Origin of the sequence: Streptomyces sp. NPDC048637 (genome assembly GCF_040650675.1) — a bacterium.
Lineage (GTDB): Bacteria > Actinomycetota > Actinomycetes > Streptomycetales > Streptomycetaceae > Streptomyces.
Genome location: NZ_JBEZHQ010000012.1, coordinates 50,086 through 69,167 on the forward strand (window position 1 = coordinate 50,086; position 19,082 = coordinate 69,167).

Here is a 19,082-nt window from a genome sequence, read left to right on the forward strand (position 1 = left end):
TGTGGCGGAAGTACCCCTCGTGACGCGATCCGGATCGCACCCGGACCAGATGGTGATGTTTCACGTGAAACAGCGTGAGCTCTTCCGTCGGACCTCGCGCACCCCGGCCCGGGTCAGTCGCCGAACTTCACCGGACGGTAGGGCTTGAACTCGGCGTCGCCGCCGGGCAGGCCGTAGGTCAGCGTCCGGTGGTCGGTGCCGTGGTCGCCGCGCTGCTCATAGGCGGTGTACGAGGCGTGGGCGTCGTTGTTCCACTTCTCGAAGATCACCACATGCCGGGTGTTGTTGTCACCGGAGGCGTCGATGAGCAGGTCACCGGGCTTGAGTGCGCCCACGGAGAGGGGCCGGGTGATGCCGCGGTCGGTGGCCAGCCCCACGGTGTTCGTGCCGGGCGCCGGCAGACCGAGCGCCATCGACACATAGCCTGAGCAGTCCTGACGGTAGCCGTCCTTCCAGACCTTGGCCTGGCTGTACGGGACCTGGGAGCCGTTGTCGGCGGTCAGCCAGGTGGCGGCGCGGTTCAGCATCTCCTCGCGCGAACCACCGGGCTGCGGTTGCGGCTGCCCACCGCCGCCCTGGACCGGTACGCCCGGCAGCCGGTCCTGCGGGATGTCCACCGCGACCACGCTGAGGAAGCCGCTGACCGGCCCGGTGAGGTGCGCCATGAATGCCGAGCAGGAGCTGCCCTCGCACGCCTTGCGGCCGGTGTCGACTTGGTAGTCGGCGGTGATCCGGTCCTGTCCCGGCGCCGTCTTGTTGATCATCCCGACGGCGGGGGAGCTGGTGTCCGCGGTGGCGTGCACCACCCAGCGGGTGCCCCACGTGGGGAAGTCGGCAGCGGCGGCCTGCCGTATGGAGCCGGTGCCCGCGGCGCGGACGGTGCGGGCGGAGCCGGTGGGAGAGCTGTCGTGGGAGAGCTTGTCGGCGGTCGCGGCGTGTCCCTCGGCGGTCGCGCTGCTCACCTCACTGCCGTGGGCGAACCCCGCGAACCCGGCGACGCTGATACCGGCCGCGGCCACCGCGGGCAGGACCGTGCGCCACACGGTCCTGCGGAACGGGGACTGCGGGTGACGCGTCATGGGGGCGCTCCGGCCCGCGGGGGTGGTGGTGTCTGCCGGGTGCGTGCTGCTGTGCTCGTCCATGCCGATTCCCCTCCGTACACGGCCGGTTGACCGATCGGTGAGCCGCCGTTCGGGCTGCTCACGGCGACGGAGACCATCGTGGAGCGGGGCACCGGGGCCGCCCGGAGGTTCCTTGTCCCCTGGGATGTCCCGGCCGTGCGCACGGCGGTGACCTGCAACATCGCAGGGAGCCCGGGACGGGACGGGCCGCGGTGTGAGACATGACGGGACAGCGGGCAGAGGAAAGGGCGCCCGCTGGGGGATGCGGGCGCCCTGGTTCAAGGGGGCTGTGCCGTCGGTCTCTTCAGCCGGCGTCAGACACCTGACGGCCTGCCGGGATCGGCTCACCGGGGACCACGGTTCGGGACCGCGGATGACGGACCACCGGCCGATTCACCACGCCGTCGCGGCACTCGCGTCCGACTGCCAGTACGTCACCCATGCGCTGTCGTCGACGTACACCGAGCCTCCGGGGAGCGCCACCGTCGTCGAGCCGCCGACGCTGCCCTTGCCGTCGCGGCCGGGGAGGCTGACGGACAGTGCGGTCGTGGTGTGGCCGTTCCGGCCGGAACCGTCGGCGGACGAGGTCAGCACGCCGGCGTAGCCGGACTCGCCGGGGGCGAGGGTGACCACGGACTGCGGCCGGCTGTCCGGCAGCTCGGCGAGGGGGGACTGCGCGTCGCCGAACCGCAGATAGGGGGAGAGGTGGAGGTCGCAGGTGGCGCCGGAGGTGTTGGTGGCTTCCAGCAGCAGATGGTTGACCGGCCGCTGCAGCGGCTTGGCGACGATCCGGATCTTCGCGGCGTCGCAGGCGGTGCGCCGGGGGCCGGCGGCGCTGCCGCTCTTGCCCGCACTGCTCGTGCCCGCCACGGCGCCGCTCCGTCCGGCAACCGTGCCGGGGCCGCCGTGTCCGGCGGCGGCCTGCTCCGTCCGGCCGCGTTCGGTCCGTGTACCGCCCTGGGGGCCGCCGTCAGCCTTCGCCGTCAGGTCCTTGGAGACCTGGGGCGCCGGGTTGAACGGCTTGGCGGCGCCGGTCTGGAGCGGATTGTCCTGACCGCCGCAGGCGGTGAGGGTGAGCGCGGCGACCGCGGTCAGCCCGGCCGCGGCGATCCGCAGCGTACGGCGGTGGACCACACGGGACGGATGAGCGGCGCCGGTGGCGGTCCGGGCGCCGGTCTCGATGACGGCTGCGGAGTGGTGGTGGCTGCGCGGCATTCCGGTCTCCCCCGGTCGGTGGCCCGCACCGCGCCGGCGGTACGTCCTGCGGTCTGGCCTGTGGCCTGTCCTGCGGTGCTGACCACAAGACTGCCGCTCGCCGCTGGCGTGCCACTAACGTGCGCCTAACGTCCCCGCACGGGGGCAGCAACGGGCTCAGCCGCGCCCGTCACTCCCCTTGCTCCCGTCACCCGTACCGCTCTTGCCCCCTTCACCGCTCTCCCCGCGCTCATCCCGCGCGAACAGCTGCGTCAGCGTGCTGATCGTGTAGACATCGGTGGCCTCTTCGTCCACCAGGTGCATCTCCGCGAGCCGGTCCAGACCGTCCTGGGTGCGCTCCGGGTCGTATCCGGCGAGCGCCGCCGCCAGCGACGCATTGAGGTGCCCGTCCGCGCTGGTCGCCAGCGCGCTGAGCAACTGTGCGTCGTCGGCCGACAGCCGGGCGACGGACATCCGCAGGGCCGCCGCGATCCCGGTGTCCTCCGCGGACAGCAGCGCCAGCCGCCGCCGTTCGTCGCGCAGCGCCGCGGCCAGCCGGGCCAGCCGCCAGCGCGGCCGGGCGGTCAGCTGGGCCGCCGCGGCCCGCAGCGCCAGCGGCAGACCGTCACACAGATCGACCAGCTCGCGTGCGGCCGCCGGGTCCTCCGCGACCCGCTCCGGGCCGAGCATGGCGCCGAGCAGTGCGGCGCCTTCCTCATGGCCGAGCGTCTGGAGGCCGACCGGCCGGGCGCAGTCGGTGGCGACCAGCCCGTCGAGGCGGCTGCGGCTGGTGACCACCGTGGCGCAGTGCCGGCCGCCGGGCAGCAGCGGCCGTACCTGCGCCGAGCTGCGCGCATTGTCGAGGACGACCAGCAGCCGGCGCTCCGCGACCAGCGACCTGAACAGCGCGGACGCGGCCTGAGCCGAACCGGGCACCCGCTCCGGCGGAGTGCCGAGCGCCAGCAGGAAGTCGCGCAGGATCTCGGCCGGCGGTGCCTCGTCGCCCTCGCCGAAGCCGCGCAGATCGGCGAAGAGCTGGCCGTCGGGGAAGGCCCCGGCGTGCTGATGCGCCCACTGCACGGCACAGGCGGTCTTGCCGACACCGGCCGGTCCCGCCACCACCGCGAGCGGGCTCTCCCCGGTCGCACGGTCCGTCAACACGGCCGTCAGCGCGGTGAGCTGGTCCTCCCGCCCCAGGAAGCGGGCCGGCGGCCGGGGCAGCAGCCGCGGTGCCGCACCGGCCCGCCCCGAGCCGGACCCGGGACGGGCGCCGTCCGCCGCCCCCGTCCGTGTCCCGCCGGCCCCTGGCGCGGCCTCGCCGCCGCGGGTGTTCTCCGCGCCGGTGCCGCCCGGTACGGGCACCTGGGCCGCACCTTCAACGGGCCGCGGCCCACCGCCCGTACGACTTCCGCCGGAAGCCGTGGCTCCGGCGGACCCACCGGAAGCGGCGCCCGCCGCACGGGCCTCACCCGTCGGCTTCGCCCGTGCTCCGCCGGCCGCCTCCGCCCGCAGAATCTCCTCGTAGGCGCCGCGCAGCCGCTCGCCGGGATCGACGCCCAGCTCCTCGTTGAGCAGCCGGCGGGTGCGGTGGAACCACTCCAGCGCATCGGACTGCCGCCCCGTACGGAACAGCGCCCGCATCAGCCCGGCGATCAGGCCTTCCCGCAGCGGGTGGTTGACCGCCGCGGAGTAGAGGATGGCCGCGGCCTGTTCATGCTCGCCGAGCGCGCCGTGCGCCCGCCCCAGCGCCTCCACGGCCGTCAGCCGCCGCTCCTCCAGCGCATGGGCGGCGGCCGCGAACGGCGGGCTGGTGACCGTGCCGGTCAGCGCGGGCCCGCGCCACAGGCCGAGCGCCTCGCGCAGCAGGGGTACGGCGTCGGCCGGCGCTGCCTCGGGGCGCGCCAACGTCACCAGCTCACCGAACCGGTGAGCGTCGATCAGTTCCTCCGGCAGCCGCAGGAGATAGGCGGAGCCGTGCGTGGTCAGCTCGATGCCGTACGCCTCCGCACCGCCCTCGGCGAGCGTGGCACGCAGCCGCGAGACATGCCCCTGGACGACCGTGCGGGCGTGTTCGGGTGGTTCGTCCTCCCACAGGGAGTCGATCAACTGCTCCAATGGGACGGTGGTGTTGGGCTGCAGCAACAGCAGTGCCAGCACACTGCGCCGTTTGGCGGGCCCGAGCGACAGCTCGGTGGAGCCCGTCGTGACGGCGATCGGGCCGAGCAGTGAGAATTCCAACTCAGCCCTCCAGGAAGGCCGTCAGGGCATTCGCCAGCAGATACGGGTCCTCGGCGCCGCACAGCTCGCGCGCCGAGTGCATGGACAGGATGGCCACGCCGATGTCGACCGTCGAGATGCCGTGCCGGGCCGCGGTGATCGGCCCGATGGTGGTCCCGCACGGCATCGAGTTGTTGGACACAAAGCTCTGCCACGGCACCCCGGCCCGCTCGCAGGCCGCCGCGAAGACGGCCCGTCCGCTGCCGTCCGTGGCATAGCGCTGATTGACGTTGACCTTGAGGATCGGTCCTCCGTTGGGCATCGGGTGGTGGCCCGGCTCATGCCGGTCGCTGTAGTTGGGGTGTACGGCGTGCCCGGTGTCCGACGACAGACAGAGGGTGCCGGCGAAGGCCCGTGCCCGGTCCTCGTACGAGCCGCCGCGGGCGAAGACCGAGCGCTCCAGTGCCGTGCCGAGCAGCGGGCCGTCCGCACCGGTGTCGGACTGGCTGCCATTCTCCTCGTGGTCGAAGGCGGCCAGCACCGGAATGCTGGTCAGGGCGGTGCCGGTGGCCGCCGCGGCGGTGAGCGCGGCTGTGCCGGCGTGGACGGAGAGCAGGTTGTCCATCCGTGGACCGGCGACCAGCTCGCGGTCGCGGCCCAGATAGGCGGGTGGTTCGATGCTGTGCACCATCAGGTCCCAGCCCTTGATGTCGCCGGCCGGGATACCGGTCTCCTCGGCGACGAAGGAGATCAGATCGCCCTCGGCCACCTCGCCCAGGCCCCAGATCGGCGTCATATGGCGCTGCTTGTCCAGCTTCAGACCGTCGGAGTTCACCGAGCGGTCGAGGTGCACGGCCAGTTGTGGCACCCGCAGCAGCGCCCGGTCGACATGGACGAGCCGGTGGCTGCCGTCCCCCAGCGTCACCCGGCCGCTCAGCCCCAGATCGCGGTCGAGCCAGGTGTTGAGCAGGGTGCCGCCGTAGATCTCGACGGCGATCTGCCGCCAGCCGCGGGCGCCGGTGTCCGGAATCGGCTTGACCCGCAGATTGGGAGAGTCGGTGTGAGCCCCGACAATTCGGTACGGAGTGGCCGCGTTCGCGCCCTCGGGCACGTACCAGGCGACTATCGCGCCGCCGCGCAGGACATACTTCCCGCCGCTCTCGCCGTCCCATGCGTCGACCTCGGCGACCTGCCGGAAACCGGCCTTCTCCAGCCGCTCCGCCGCATTTGCCACCGCGTGGTAGGGCGACGGACTGGCGGCGAGATAGGACATCAGGTCGTCGGTGTGGCCGCGATCGAAGCGGGCGGAGTTGGTCATGGATTCAGCATAAGGAGCCGGACCCCGCATTCCTCGTGCGCATGCGTCGCGACTGCACACCCTTCCGGCCAGGATTGCGGTGCGCCGGACCGGTAATCGTTGCGGAGCGGTGGATTCCGGGTTTTCCGGTCGAGGTACCGGCATACGAGGGGCATGCCCGCTGCGATGTCCTGCCATCCGTCATACCTCCACCGGACATGACGGAGCCCGTCTCTCCGGGGGAAGAGAGACGGGCCCCGTCAGTCTGGACGGTCAATCTGAGAGATCTCTAAGAGAAACGCCGCAGCCGGGCCGCGGAATGTGCTCTCAGAAAGCGGCCTCGTCGAGCTCCATCAGCGACTGGTCGACGGACTCGGCCAGGCCCCGCTGGACGCCGACACCCGGCAGGACGTTGTGCGCGAAGAACTTCGCCGCGGCGATCTTGCCGGTGTAGAAGGGCTTGTCCTTCGCCGAGGCGCCGGCCAGCTTCTCGGCGGCCACGGCCGCACCCTTGAGCAGGAGGTAGCCGATCACGACATCGCCGGAGGCCATCAGCACGCGGGTGGTGTTCAGACCGACCTTGTAGATGGACTTGACGTCCTTCTCGGTCGCCGCGAGGTCGGTCAGCATGGCGCCGACGATCGCCTCCAGGTCGGCGGCCGCCTTGGCCAGCTCGCCGCGGGCCTGCTCCAGCTCCTCGCCGCCGACGCTGTCGGCGAGGAACTTCTTGATCTCGTCGGAGAGTGCGGTGAGCGCCTGGCCCTGGTCGCGGACGATCTTCCGGAAGAAGAAGTCCTGGCCCTGGATCGCGGTGGTGCCCTCGTAGAGGGTGTCGATCTTGGCGTCCCGGATGTACTGCTCGATCGGGTACTCCTGCAGGTACCCGGAGCCGCCGAAGGTCTGCAGCGACTGCGCCAGCTGCTCGTAGGACTTCTCCGAGCCGTAGCCCTTCACGATCGGCAGCAGCAGGTCGTTGAGGCGGATCGCGGCGCTCGCGTCCTCGCCCGCGGCCTCCTTGACGAGGATCTCGTCCTGGACCGTGGCCGTGTAGAGCACCAGGGAGCGCATGCCCTCGGCGTACGCCTTCTGCGTCATCAGCGAGCGGCGCACGTCGGGGTGGTGGGTGATGGTGACGCGCGGGGCGGTCTTGTCGGTGAAGGCCGCGAGGTCCGGGCCCTGCACGCGCTCCTTGGCGTACTCCAGCGCGTTGAGGTAGCCGGTGGAGAGGGTGGCGATGGCCTTCGTGCCGACCATCATCCGGGCGAACTCGATGATCTTGAACATCTGGCGGATGCCGTCGTGCTTCTCGCCGAGCAGCCAGCCCTTGGCCGGGTGGTTGGCGCCGAAGGTCATCTCGCAGGTGTTGGAGGCCTTCAGGCCCATCTTGTGCTCGACGTTGGTGGCGTAGGCGCCGTTGCGCTCGCCCAGCTCGCCGGTCTCCCAGTCGAAGTCGTACTTCGGCACGATGAAGAGCGACAGGCCCTTGGTGCCCGGACCGGCACCCTCGGGGCGGGCGAGGACGAAGTGCACGATGTTCTCGGACATGTCGTGCTCACCGGAGGTGATGAAGCGCTTGACGCCCTCGATGTGCCAGGTGCCGTCCGCCTGCTGCACGGCCTTGGTGCGGCCGGCGCCGACATCCGAACCGGCGTCCGGCTCGGTGAGCACCATCGTGGAGCCCCACTGCTTGTCCACCATCAGCTGGGCTATGCGGTGCTGCTCCTCGGTGCCCTCCTCGTGGAGGACGCCGGCGAAGGCGGGGCCGGAGGCGTACATCCACACGGCCGGGTTGGCGCCCAGGATCGTCTCGGCGAAGCCCCAGAGGAGGGAGCGGGGTGCGGTGGTGCCGCCGAGCTCCTCCGGGATGCCCAGGCGCCACCACTCGGCGTCCATGAAGGCCTGGTAGCTCTTCTTGAACGTGTCCGGAACCGGCGCGGTGTTGGTGTCCGGGTCGAAGACCGGCGGGTTCCGGTCGGTGTCGGCGAAGGACTCCGCCAGCTCGTTCTCGGACAGCCGGGCGATCTCGGACAGCACGCTCTTGGCGGTGTCGACATCCATCTCCGCGAACGGTCCGGTGCCGTACACGCTGTCACGGCCGAGCACCTCGAAGAGGTTGAACTCGATGTCGCGGAGATTCGACTTGTAGTGCCCCATGGATACGGCTCCGTAAGGGTTCGGGAGGGAGGACCTCAAACGCAATACCAGCAAGTAGCAAGTGCCTACGATGATGCTACCCACCGGTAATAAGAATCAACCCCTACCGCCCATCTGTGACGAGCGTCCCCCGGCGAATCGCGGACTCAGTACGCTGTGGCCATGTACGGCTACGACCAGAACGCGGGTGCCGGGCAGCAGCAGTACGGAGCGCCGCCGCCCCCGCAGCAACCGGCCCCCGGGGGTTACGGCGAGCAGCCGCTGTATCCCGAGCCGTCCCCGCCTTCCCTCGCCGACGCGGTGCGTGCCTTCACCACCGGCTCGATGTCGGCCGAGGACTTCCAGGGCATCTTCTCCACGTCCAAGATCTACTGCCCGCGCGGTGACAACCCCGGCTTCCTGGCGCTGCACAACACGCAGCAGCCGGTGATCCCGATGTTCACCTCGCTCAAGGAGCTGCGGCGGTATGCGGGCAAGGAGTCCAAGTACTTCGTGATCACCGGCGCCGAGGTGCTCGACCTGCTGCCGACCGGCTACGGGTTCGTCCTCGACATGGAGGGTGACCACCGGATGGTCTTCGATGCGAAGGCCGTGGAGCAGATGGTCGACTTCGCGATGCGGCGGATGTATGGCTAGCCGCCCTGGTGTGCGGCGGGCCGATGGCTGCTGTCGCGGCTGATGCGCGGGCCGGTCCCCTGGAGGGGGCCGGCCCGAAGTCTGTCGGGGTGCGCGCCCTTATGGGCTCCGGGTCACCCCTTCGACCTGGGGATATGCGGGTGGGAATACCGGCGGCCTTGCGAGTCGTTCACCATTCAACTAAGTTGGTCGAACGACCGAGGAGGCCGCCATGCCCGCTGTGACCGTAGAGAATCCGCTGACCCTGCCGCGTGTGGCGGCGCCCGTCGCGGCGCACACCCGTCCCGTGCTGGCCGTTGCCACCGCTCCGAGCGGATTCGAGGGCGAGGGCTTCCCGGTGCGCCGTGCGTTCGCCGGGATCGACTACAAGCACCTCGACCCGTTCATCATGATGGACCAGATGGGCGAGGTGGAGTACGCGCCGGGAGAGCCCAAGGGCACGCCCTGGCACCCGCACCGCGGCTTCGAGACCGTGACGTATCTGATCGACGGCACCTTTGTGCACCGTGACTCGCACGGCGGCGGTGGCGTCATCAACGACGGTGACACCCAGTGGATGACGGCCGGTTCGGGGCTGCTGCACATCGAGGCGCCGCCGGAGTCGCTCGTCATGTCCGGTGGCCTCTTCCACGGCCTCCAGCTGTGGGTGAACCTGCCGAAGAGCGACAAGATGATGGCCCCTCGCTACCAGGACATCGGTGGCGGCCAGGTCAAGCTGCTGACCTCGGGCGACGGTGGCGCGCTGCTGCGGCTGATCGCCGGTGACCTCGACGGCCATCAGGGGCCGGGCATCACCCACACGCCGATCACGATGATGCATGTGACGGTGAACCCGGGCGCCGAGCTGACCCTGCCCTGGCGCAAGGATTTCAACGCCCTCGCCTATGCCCTGGCCGGACGTGGGGCGGCCGGTGCGGAGGGGCGCCCGTTCCGTATGGGGCAGGCGGTCGTGTTCGGCACCGGAGACTCGATCACGATCCGGGCGGACGAGTCCCAGGAGTCGCGGAGCCCGAACTTCGAGGTGGTGCTGCTGGGCGGGCTGCCGATTCGCGAGCCGATGATGCATTACGGCCCGTTCGTGATGAACACCCACGCCGAACTGGCCCAGGCCTTCGAGGACTTCCAGGCCGGCCGGCTCGGGAAGATCCCCGCCGACGAGCGCTGACGCCGCGACGGCAGCAGGGGCGGTGTTTCACGTGAAACACCGCCCTTGACCCGTTTCGGGGTCCGCGCCCGGGCCTTTGGCCATGGTGGACTGTCCGGGTGCGAAACGACTCCGATGGAAATGGGCGCGGCGCCGAGCCTGAACGGCCACTGCCCGCACCGCCGTTGCTGCCGCTCCCGGCCCGCCGTGCCGCGGCCTGGTGTCTGGTGGGGCTGCTGCTCACGGCCGTGGCGGCCCTCGTGGTGTGGCTGTGCATCGAACTGAGCGCCGCGGTCACGCCGGTACTGCTGGCACTGCTCGGCAGCGGGCTGCTCGGACCGCTCTACCGGCGGCTGGTGGCGATGAAGCTCAACCGTTCACTGGCGGCCGGACTGACCTGTGCGGTCCTCGTGGTGGTGGTCGGCGGCGCCGGATACATCGTCGTCAACGCGCTGGTCGACACCGGTGACCAGATCATCTCCTCGCTCCGGCAAGCCGCCAAGGATCTCTCCCAGCACTTCGGTGCGGCCGGTACCTCGCTCGACGATCTCGCCTCCAGGTCCAAGGACCTGGTCACCAAGTTCGGCGGCACCGCGGCCTCCGGGCTGCTGGCCGGTGTCAGCATCGTCGGTCAGGTCCTGGCTGCCTCGGTCCTTGCCCTGCTGCTGACCTTCTTCTTCCTGCGCGACTCCGGCAAGGCCGTACGCACGCTGAACGACTGGGCGCCCGGCAGCTCCGCACCGCAGCTGGAGCGGATGGCCCGCCGCGGCTTCCAGTCCATCGAGGGCTTTATGCGCGGCACCACCTTCATCGCCCTGATCGACGCCATCTGCATCACCGTCGGACTGCTGATCCTCCGGGTGCCGGGCGCCGTCGGGCTGGGCGCGCTGGTCTTCGTCGGCGCCTATATCCCCTACCTCGGTGCCTTCATCTCCGGCGCGGTGGCGATCCTGGTGGCGCTGGCCGACCGCGGCTTTGTGATCGCGCTGTGGGCGCTCGGCGTCGTCCTGGCCGTGCAGGTACTGGAGGGGCATGTACTGCAGCCGATGATCCAGAGCCGTACGGTCCAGATGCATCCGGCGACGGTGCTGCTGGCGATCACTGCGGGCGCCAGCGTCGCCGGCATCCTCGGCATGCTGCTGTCCGTACCGCTGACCGCCGCCGTTACCGGCGTGCTCCACGAGCTGCGGGAGTACTACGCCGCGGGCTCGGACTCCGACGACAGCGGGCCCGCCGCCTCCCCCGCCTCCTCGTAGAGCTCGAACCATGTCGACTTGCCGTCCCCGCGCGGATCCACGCCCCATGCCCCGGCCATCAGCTCCAGCAGCATCAGACCGCGGCCCGACGACGCCAGTTCGCCGGGGGAGCGGCGGTGCGGCAGCTCATCGCTGCTGTCGGCGACATCGACGCGGATACGCCGGGCGCCGCGCTCACCGGTGATCTCGGCGACCAGCAGTGCGTCCCCGTCGGTGTGCAGCAGGACATTGGTGACCATCTCGGAGACCATCAGCACCGCCGAGTCCACTTGGTCCGGGTCGGCCCAGTCGTGCAGCACATCCCGGACCTGCCGGCGTGCCTCGGCTATCCGCTCCGGCTCGGCCTGCGCGACGGAGAGCACGGTGCGCCGGACGGGCTGCGGGGGCAGCAGACCGCCGGTGCCGACCGCGCAGCCGGCGCCCTCGCGGCGCAGCAGCAGTACGGCGATGTCGTCCTCGCGGCGGTCCACCAGCGGCCCGGTGGTGTGGTGCGACGGCGGCCCGTGCACGGCCTGGACCAGCGCGTCGGCGAGCCGCTCCAGGCTCTCGCCGTCCTCGCCGTCCTCGTCGTCCTCGCCGACCTCACATCCCTCCAGGATGTCGCGCAGTCGCGCCCAGCCGGTCTCCAGATCGTGGCCGCCGGTCTCGATCAGCCCGTCGGTGCACACCATCATGGTCTCGCCGGGTTCCAGGACGAGCCGGGTGGTGGGGTAGTCGGTGTCCGGGACGATGCCCAGCGGCAGCCCGCCCGCGGTGGGCCGGACCAGCATCGTGCCGTCGCTCATCCGGATCGCCGGATCGGGGTGGCCGGCCCGCGCGATGTCCAGCAGCCCCGTCGCCGGATCCACCTCGATGTAGAGGCAGGTCGCAAAGCGCTGGTCCTCGCCGTGGCCGCGGAGCTCGGTTTCATTGATCCCGGCCAGAAAGCGGGAGGCACGCGAGAGCACCGCATCGGGGTGATGGCCCTCGGACGCATAGGCGCGCAGCGCGATCCGCAGCTGTCCCATCAGGCCCGCGGCCCGTACGTCGTGTCCCTGGACGTCCCCGATGACCAGCGCGATCCGGCCGGACGGAAGCGGGATCATGTCGTACCAGTCGCCGCCGACCTCCAGTCCGCCGCCGGTCGGGACGTAGCGGGCGGCGACCGTCATCCCGGGGATGTCCGGCTGCACCGTCGGCATCATGCTGCGCTGCAGACCCAGCGCCAGCTCCTGCTGTTCCTCCTGCATACCGGCCCTGGCCAGCGCCTGGGCCAGCATCCGGGCGACGGTGGTCAGCACCGAGCGCTCATCGGGTGTGAACGCCACCGGCTGGGCGAACGCCGCCATCCAGGCGCCGATCGTCCGGCCCGCGTTCACCAGCGGCAGGAACGCCCAGGACGTCCGGCGGAAGCCGTCGGCCAGCGGCCAGGTGTCGGGGTAGCGGCGGCGGTACTCCTCCGGTGTGGGCAGGTAGCGGGCCCGGCCGGTGCGGACGACCTCGGCGGCCGGATGGTCGGTCGCCTGCGCCATGCCGGCGAACGGCCGCTCATCATCGGAATGGTGGCCGTGGTGGCCGATGACCGACAGCCGGTCGCCCTCGATGCCGAAGACCGCCAGCCCGTCAGGCATGAACCCCGGCATGGACAGTCCGGCCGCGACCCGCAGCACCTCGGCGGTGGACCGTGCCTCGGCCAGCGCCCGGCCCGCGTCCAGCAGAAACGCCTCGCGGGAGCGGCGCCAGTCGCCGGTTATCGGCGTGTGCGCGGCAGAGGTCCCGGGCTGTGGTCCGGGCACCTCCTGGAGGGTGCCGACCAGTTCGAAGCCGCCGTCGACGACCCGTGGGCGGGAGCGGGAGCGCACGATGCGCTGCACCCGCCCGTGCTCGTCCACGATGCGCAGCCGGGCCTCGGCGAGCGTCGTCTCGGCGACCGCGAGCTGCACGACCCCGTTGATCTCGGCGAAGTCGACGGGATGAAAACGGGAGCGCACCGCCGCCTCGGTCAGCTCCACCGGCTCGGCGGGCAGCCCGAGCAGCCGGGCCGCTTCGGCGTCGAGGGTCACCCGTCCCGATGCGTTGTCCCAGCGCCACAGGCCGGTCGCGATGGCGGCCAGGAGATCCTCGGTGCGCATTGCCTCACTTTATGTGGCTTTGGCGAGGCCCGACCAGTGAGCCGGACGTGACCCTCGTCCCAGTCGGGGCGCCCCGGTCCGGCGCGGGACGGCGCTGATGTGTATATGTCAATGAAGGCGTGCGGGCCGGGACGGTAACCTGGAGCGGTTATGTCAATCCTGGGGTGGCCTTTCGGGTGATCCACGGGGAGAGCGACCGGGCGTATGAGCCCGTATTCCTTTTCCTCTCCCTCTCCCGACAACTCCTCACCTCGACACTCGCGACGACTTGGATGAGCGATGCATCGGTACCGGTCCCATAACTGCGGCGAGCTCCGAGCCACGGACGTCGACACCGACGTCCGTCTCAGCGGCTGGCTGCACAATCGACGTGACCTGGGTGGCATCCTCTTCATCGACCTGCGCGACCACTACGGTCTCGTCCAGCTCGTCGCCCGCCCCGGCACCCCGGCCAACGAGGCCCTCGGCTCGCTGACCAAGGAGACCGTCGTCCGCATCGACGGCAAGGTCAGCGCGCGCGGTACCGACAACGTCAACCCCGACCTGCCGACCGGTGAGATCGAGATCGAGGTCTCCGAGGTCGAGGTGCTCGGCGCCGCCGACCAGATCCCCTTCACGATCAACGCGGACGACGGCGTCAACGAGGAGAAGCGGCTCGAATTCCGCTTCCTCGACCTGCGCCGCGAGCGGATGCACCGCAACATCATGCTGCGCACCGCGGTCATCTCCGCCATCCGCCACAAGATGGTGGCCCTCGGCTTCAACGAGATGGCGACCCCGATCCTGTCCGCGACCTCCCCCGAGGGCGCCCGCGACTTCCTGGTCCCCTCCCGTCTGCACGCCGGCAAGTTCTACGCGCTGCCGCAGGCCCCGCAGCAGTTCAAGCAGCTGCTGATGATCGCCGGGTTCGACCGCTACTTCCAGATCGCGCCCTGCTTCCGCGACGAGGACGCCCGGGCGGACCGTTCGCCGGGCGAGTTCTACCAGCTCGACGTCGAGATGAGCTTCGTCGAGCAGGAAGACGTCTTCCAGCCCGTCGAGAAGCTGATGACCGAACTGTTCACCGAGTTCGGCAACGGCCGTACGGTCACCTCCCCGTTCCCGCGGATCCCGTTCCGCGAGGCGATGCTCAAGTACGGCTCCGACAAGCCGGACCTGCGCGCCGAGCTGGAGCTGGTGGATGTCTCCGACGTCTTCGCGGGCTCCGGCTTCAAGGCCTTCGCCGACAAGCACGTCCGCGCCCTGGCCGTGCCGGACACCGCCGACCAGCCGCGCAAGTTCTTCGACCAGCTGGGCGACTTCGCCGTCCAGCAGGGCGCCAAGGGCCTGGCCTGGGTCCGTGTCGGCGCGGACAACGCGCTGACCGGCCCGATCGCCAAGTTCCTCACCGAGGACGACATCAAGGCGCTGGTCGTTGCCCTGGACCTCAAGCCCGGCCACGCCGTCTTCTTCGGCGCCGGTGAGTTCGACGAGGTCTCCAAGATCATGGGCGCGGTCCGCGTCGAGGTCGCCAAGCGCGCCGGCCACTTCGTCGAGGACGAGTTCCGCTTCTGCTGGATCGTCGACTTCCCGATGTTCGAGAAGGACGAGGACACCGGCAAGATCGAGTTCTCGCACAACCCGTTCTCCATGCCGCAGGGCGGGCTGGAGGCGCTGGAGACCAAGGACCCGCTGGACATCCTGGCCTGGCAGTACGACATCGTCTGCAACGGCACCGAGCTGTCCTCCGGCGCCATCCGTAACCACGAGCCCGAGGTCATGTACAAGGCCTTCGCGATCGCCGGCTACGACAAGGAGACGGTCGAGGCGGAGTTCGGCGGCATGCTCCGCGCCTTCAAGTTCGGCGCCCCGCCGCACGGCGGTATCGCCCCCGGCGTCGACCGCATCGTCATGCTGCTGGCCGACGAGCCCAACATCCGCGAGACCATCGCCTTCCCGCTCAACGGCAACGCCCAGGACCTGCTGATGGGCGCCCCGAGCGAGGTCGAGGAGGCACGCCTCAAGGAGCTGCACCTCTCCCTGCGCAAGCCGCAGGCGAAGTAGGCGCCGCTGACGGGCAAGGGGCCTCGGACAGGCTGAGGGGCGGCGTTTCACGTGAAGCGCCGCCCCGGCCCGTTCGAGGCCCCTGTGCTGTCGGACGGGCGGCGGCGGCCGGGCGGTCCCCGGCCGGAACGGACGCCGCGCGCCGGCCCGGAACGGACGCCGCGCGCCGGCCCGGGTGCCCCGACCGCTCCACTCATGTGGCCGTGCCCCCGCAGCGCCCGCACTGTGGTGCCCATGCAGCAAGCCAGCCTCCTCTCCGCTCCGCCCGGCCCGGGGCCGAGGGCCCGCGCGACGCGTTCCGTCGCGGCCCATGACCTGTGGTGGCTCACCGCCGTGGCCGCCGCCTTCACCGCCCTTCTGGTCCACTCCGCCCTGACCACCCCCGGTCTGGGCTGGGACGAGACGGTGTACGTCAGCCAGGTCGACCGCCATACGCCGGCCGCGTTCTTCAGCGCCCCGCGCGCCCGCGGTGTCAGCTTCCTCCTCGCCCCGGCCGCCGCGCTGACGACCTCGGCCACCGCGCTGCACTGCTACCTGGCGGTGCTCTCCGGTGCCGGGCTCCTGCTCAGCCTGTGCATCTGGCGGCGTCTGCTGCCCGCCCCCGTACCGGCCCTGGGCGGCGCACTGTTCGCCGGGCTGTGGATCACGCTCTTCTACGGCCCGCAGGCAATGCCCAACCTGTGGGTCGCCTACGCCGCGCTCGCCGCCACCGGCTGCTTTCTGCGTGCCGTACGGCAGCCGTCCCGGCAGCTGGCCCCCCGCGCCGGCCGGGGGGCGGCGGTCGGTCTCGCCGCCGCACTGGCGGTGGCCGCGCTGATGCGTCCCACCGACGGCGTCTGGCTGGCCGTGCCGCTCTTCGCCGCGGCGCTGTGCGTACCGTCGTGGCGGCGCCCCGCCGTGCTGCTGGCGCTGCCGGCCGGGCTGGCCCTGGGGTGCGCCGAGTGGGTCGTGGAGGCGTATCTGTCCTACGGCGGGCTGGTGGCCCGGCTGCGGGAGGCGGCGCGTATCCAGGGCGGCCTCGGCTGGCATCTGTCCTTCGACGACCATGCCCGCTCCCTGCAGGGCAAGACGCTCTGCCGCCCCTGCCAGCTGGCCTGGGACCACCCGGTGACGGCGGTGTGGTGGTTCCTGCTGCCGCTGGCGGTCGTCGGGGCGGTGTGGGTGGCGCTGCGCGCCCGGGAGTCCGGTGGCGCGCTGCACCGGTACGGCCCGGCGTGGGCGTCCGCGGAGCGGGGCGGTGGCCCGCAGCCGCTCGGGCTGGCGCCCGTCCGGCCGGGCAGCCGGGAGCCCGTCGGCGAGCCGCACCGCCACGGTCCGGTGTGGCCTGCGGTGCGGCTGCGCGACCCGGTCGGTCCGCTGCACCGCAACGGACCGGCTCCGCTCGTCGTCCCTGCCCTGGTCGGTCTCTGCCTCGCCGCCCCCTACCTGCTGACGGTGGATTACGCGGCCCCGCGCTTCCTGCTGCCCGCGTACGCCCTGCTGCTGATGCCCGCCGCGTGGTTCCTGTACTGGCTGACCCGGCTGCCGCGCCGCCGGCACGCCTGGGCGGTGGCCGCCCTCGTCGTCGCGCTGGTGAGCCATGAGGCCATCCAGCTGGCGATCCTGCACAAGATGGAGCGGGGCACCGCCCGCGCCCAGACCGGTATCGGCCGGATCACCGAAACGCTGCGCGAGGCCGGTCTGCGGCCGCCCTGTGTGGTGAGCGGTGAGGAGGCGGTACGGGTGGCGTACCAGGCGGGCTGTGCGTCCCGTCAGCCCCAGGGCCACGACGCCGGTATCACCCCCGCGGGCCTGGCCCGGCTGGCCGCGTCCCGGCCCGCCGCCGTCCTGGTCATCGGCCGTAAGCCGCCGGACTACGCCCGTGGCTGGCGGCAGGTCCCGCTGCCGCCGATGCCGGGCCTGAAATCCCTGCACGCCTTTGTGTCCCCGCCGGCCCGGCCCTGAGCCCGCCGCGGCCGTCCGGGGCCTGCACATGCTCGCGCCAGCCGCGGCCGTCCGGGGCCCGCACACGCTCGCGCCCGCCCGGCCTCAAGGGCCGGACGGGCGCGAGCATGGCTTGCTGTTCTCCCGCCGCGGAGACGACCGCGGTCAGGCGGGACTTACTGCTCCGCGCCGCCGAAGCGCTCGCGGTAGGCCTCCAGGTCGTCCTCGGTGATCTTCGCGAAGAGCACCGGCGGCACCGTGAAGGGCGTTCCGGCCGGCACCGAGGCCAGCGCCTTCGCCTCCTCCTGGGAGACCCACACCGCCGTGTCGTTCTCCAGCACGAAGGCGCCCCGCATCGCCTTGGCCGAGGACGGGATGAACGGCTCGGAGACGATCGCGTACAGATGGATCAGGTTCATCGCCGTACGCAGCGTCAGCGCCGCGGCTTCCTTATCGGTCTTGATCTCCAGCCACGGCGCCTTCTCCTCCAGGTAGACGTTGCCCGCGCTCCACAGGGCGCGCAGCGACGCCGCGGCCTTGCGGAACTGCAGCGCCTCCATGTGGCCCTCGTACTCCGCCAGCAGCCCGGCGATCTCCTCGCCCAGCTTCTGCTCCGCGGCCCCGGCCTCGGCGCCCGCGGGCACCTCGTCACCGAACCGCTTCCGGGAGAACGACAGCACCCGGTTGACGAAGTTGCCGAGGGTGTCCGCCAGGTCCTTGTTGACCGAGGACGCGAACAGCTCCCAGGTGAAGGAGGTGTCGTCCGACTCCGGGGCGTTGGCGATCAGGAAGTAGCGCCAGTAGTCGGCCGGCAGCAGCTCCAGCGCCGCGTCCGTGAAGATGCCGCGCCGCTGGGAGGTGGAGAACTTCCCGCCGTAGTAGTTGAGCCAGTTGAAGGCCTTGAGGAAGTCGACCTTCTTCCACGGCTCGCGGGTCCCCAGCTGCGTCGCCGGGAACATCACGGAGTGGAACGGCACATTGTCCTTGGCCATGAACTCCGTGTACCGGACGTCCTCGGCCTCGTACCACCACGACTTCCAGTCGCGGTTCTCCGGGTCGACGTCCGCCCACTCCTTCGTCGAGCCGATGTACTCGATCGGCGCGTCGAACCAGACGTAGAAGACCTTGCCCTCGGCCGCCAGCTCCGGCCACACATCGGCCGGCACCGGAACGCCCCAGTCCAGGTCACGGGTGATCGCCCGGTCCTGCAGGCCTTCCGTCAGCCACTTGTGCGCGATGGACGAGGCCAGTGTCGGCCACTCCTTGCTGCCGTTCCCGTCCAGCCAGCCCTCGACCTCGTGCTGCAGCTTCGACTGGAGCAGGAAGAGATGCTTGGTCTCCCGCACCTCCAGCTCGCCGCTGCCGCTGATCGCCGAGCGGGCGTCGATCAGATCGGTCGGGTCGAGCACCCGGGTGCAGTTCTCGCACTGGTCGCCGCGCGCCTTGTCGTAGCCGCAGTGCGGGCACGTACCGACGATGTAGCGGTCCGGCAGGAAGCGGTCGTCGGCGACCGAGAAGACCTGGCGGATCGCCCGCTCCTCGATGAAGCCGTTCTCGTGCAGCTTGCGCGCGAAGTGCTGCGTCAGCTCCACGTTCTCCCGCGACGAGCTCCGCCCGAAGTAGTCGAAGGCGAGGCTGAAGCCCTCGTAGATCGCCTTCTGCTTGTCGTGCTGCTCCGCGCAGAACGCGTCGACCGACTGCCCCGCGTCCTTCGCCGCCAGCTCGGCAGGGGTCCCGTGCTCGTCCGTCGCGCAGATGTAGAGCACATCGTGCCCGCGCTGGCGCATATACCGCGCATAGACGTCGGCCGGGAGCATGGACCCCACCATGTTGCCCAGGTGCTTGATCCCGTTGATATACGGAAGGGCGCTGGTGATGAGGTGTCGAGCCATTGCCGGCTGCTCCCAAGTCGCTACGGTGAGTGATGATTTGCTTTACGGAACGTCAATATCGTACTGGACGGGCCGGGGGCGACCGCGCGGGCTT

Annotated in this window: 12 protein-coding genes; 5 read left to right on the plus strand and 7 right to left on the minus strand. The window is 70.9% G+C overall.

Annotated elements, in window-relative coordinates:
• Positions 1-113: 113 nt before the first annotated feature.
• The 5 genes from AB0C46_RS17730 to AB0C46_RS17750 form a co-directional block, all read right to left on the minus strand.
• Positions 114-1,142: a hypothetical protein gene (locus AB0C46_RS17730; RefSeq protein ID WP_362828708.1), complete on the minus strand. Its 1,029-nt coding sequence runs from the start codon at positions 1,140-1,142 to the stop codon at positions 114-116.
• Positions 1,143-1,514: 372 nt separating this feature from the next.
• Positions 1,515-2,336, minus strand: a complete 822-nt coding sequence (locus AB0C46_RS17735; protein ID WP_362828709.1) for a DUF4232 domain-containing protein — start codon at positions 2,334-2,336, stop codon at positions 1,515-1,517.
• Between the two features lie 156 nt (positions 2,337-2,492).
• Positions 2,493-4,553 carry a BTAD domain-containing putative transcriptional regulator gene (locus tag AB0C46_RS17740; RefSeq protein ID WP_362828710.1) on the minus strand — a complete coding sequence of 687 codons (2,061 nt, stop codon included), beginning with the start codon at positions 4,551-4,553 and terminating at the stop codon, positions 2,493-2,495.
• Between the two features lies 1 nt (position 4,554).
• Positions 4,555-5,850 (minus strand): M18 family aminopeptidase, encoded by a 1,296-nt coding sequence (locus AB0C46_RS17745; RefSeq protein ID WP_362828711.1) that lies wholly within the window; start codon positions 5,848-5,850, stop codon positions 4,555-4,557.
• A gap of 306 nt (positions 5,851-6,156) precedes the next feature.
• The gene (locus AB0C46_RS17750; RefSeq protein WP_362828712.1) at positions 6,157-7,983 is read right to left on the minus strand and encodes an acyl-CoA dehydrogenase; all 1,827 of its coding nucleotides are present in this window, start codon (positions 7,981-7,983) and stop codon (positions 6,157-6,159) included.
• A gap of 162 nt (positions 7,984-8,145) precedes the next feature.
• Here AB0C46_RS17750 and AB0C46_RS17755 point away from each other — a divergent pair, with 162 nt between their 5' ends.
• The 3 genes from AB0C46_RS17755 (at position 8,146) to AB0C46_RS17765 (ending at position 11,019) form a co-directional block, all read left to right on the plus strand.
• Positions 8,146-8,619: an SseB family protein gene (locus tag AB0C46_RS17755; protein WP_189096659.1), complete on the plus strand. Its 474-nt coding sequence runs from the start codon at positions 8,146-8,148 to the stop codon at positions 8,617-8,619.
• A gap of 211 nt (positions 8,620-8,830) precedes the next feature.
• Positions 8,831-9,784, plus strand: a complete 954-nt coding sequence (locus AB0C46_RS17760) for a pirin family protein (RefSeq protein ID WP_362828713.1) — start codon at positions 8,831-8,833, stop codon at positions 9,782-9,784.
• A 98-nt stretch (positions 9,785-9,882) separates the two neighbouring features.
• Positions 9,883-11,019, plus strand: a complete 1,137-nt coding sequence (locus AB0C46_RS17765) for an AI-2E family transporter (protein WP_362828714.1) — start codon at positions 9,883-9,885, stop codon at positions 11,017-11,019.
• Here the strand turns inward: AB0C46_RS17765 and AB0C46_RS17770 are convergent.
• Complete coding sequence (locus tag AB0C46_RS17770) at positions 10,959-13,130, minus strand: SpoIIE family protein phosphatase (RefSeq protein ID WP_362828715.1); 2,172 nt, start codon at positions 13,128-13,130, stop codon at positions 10,959-10,961. The genes AB0C46_RS17765 and AB0C46_RS17770 overlap by 61 nt on opposite strands.
• Positions 13,131-13,409: 279 nt before the next feature.
• On the opposite strand from AB0C46_RS17770, the gene aspS reads away from it, so the two are divergent.
• A complete protein-coding gene (aspS, locus tag AB0C46_RS17775) occupies positions 13,410-15,173 on the plus strand; it encodes an aspartate--tRNA ligase (protein ID WP_362828716.1) in 1,764 nt (587 codons plus the stop codon).
• 234 nt (positions 15,174-15,407) lie between these two features.
• Positions 15,408-17,117 carry a hypothetical protein gene (locus AB0C46_RS17780; protein ID WP_362828717.1) on the plus strand — a complete coding sequence of 570 codons (1,710 nt, stop codon included), beginning with the start codon at positions 15,408-15,410 and terminating at the stop codon, positions 17,115-17,117.
• 155 nt (positions 17,118-17,272) lie between these two features.
• Here the strand turns inward: AB0C46_RS17780 and metG are convergent, their stop codons facing one another.
• Positions 17,273-18,988 (minus strand): methionine--tRNA ligase, encoded by a 1,716-nt coding sequence (metG, locus tag AB0C46_RS17785; protein WP_362828718.1) that lies wholly within the window; start codon positions 18,986-18,988, stop codon positions 17,273-17,275.
• Positions 18,989-19,082 lie beyond the last annotated feature (94 nt).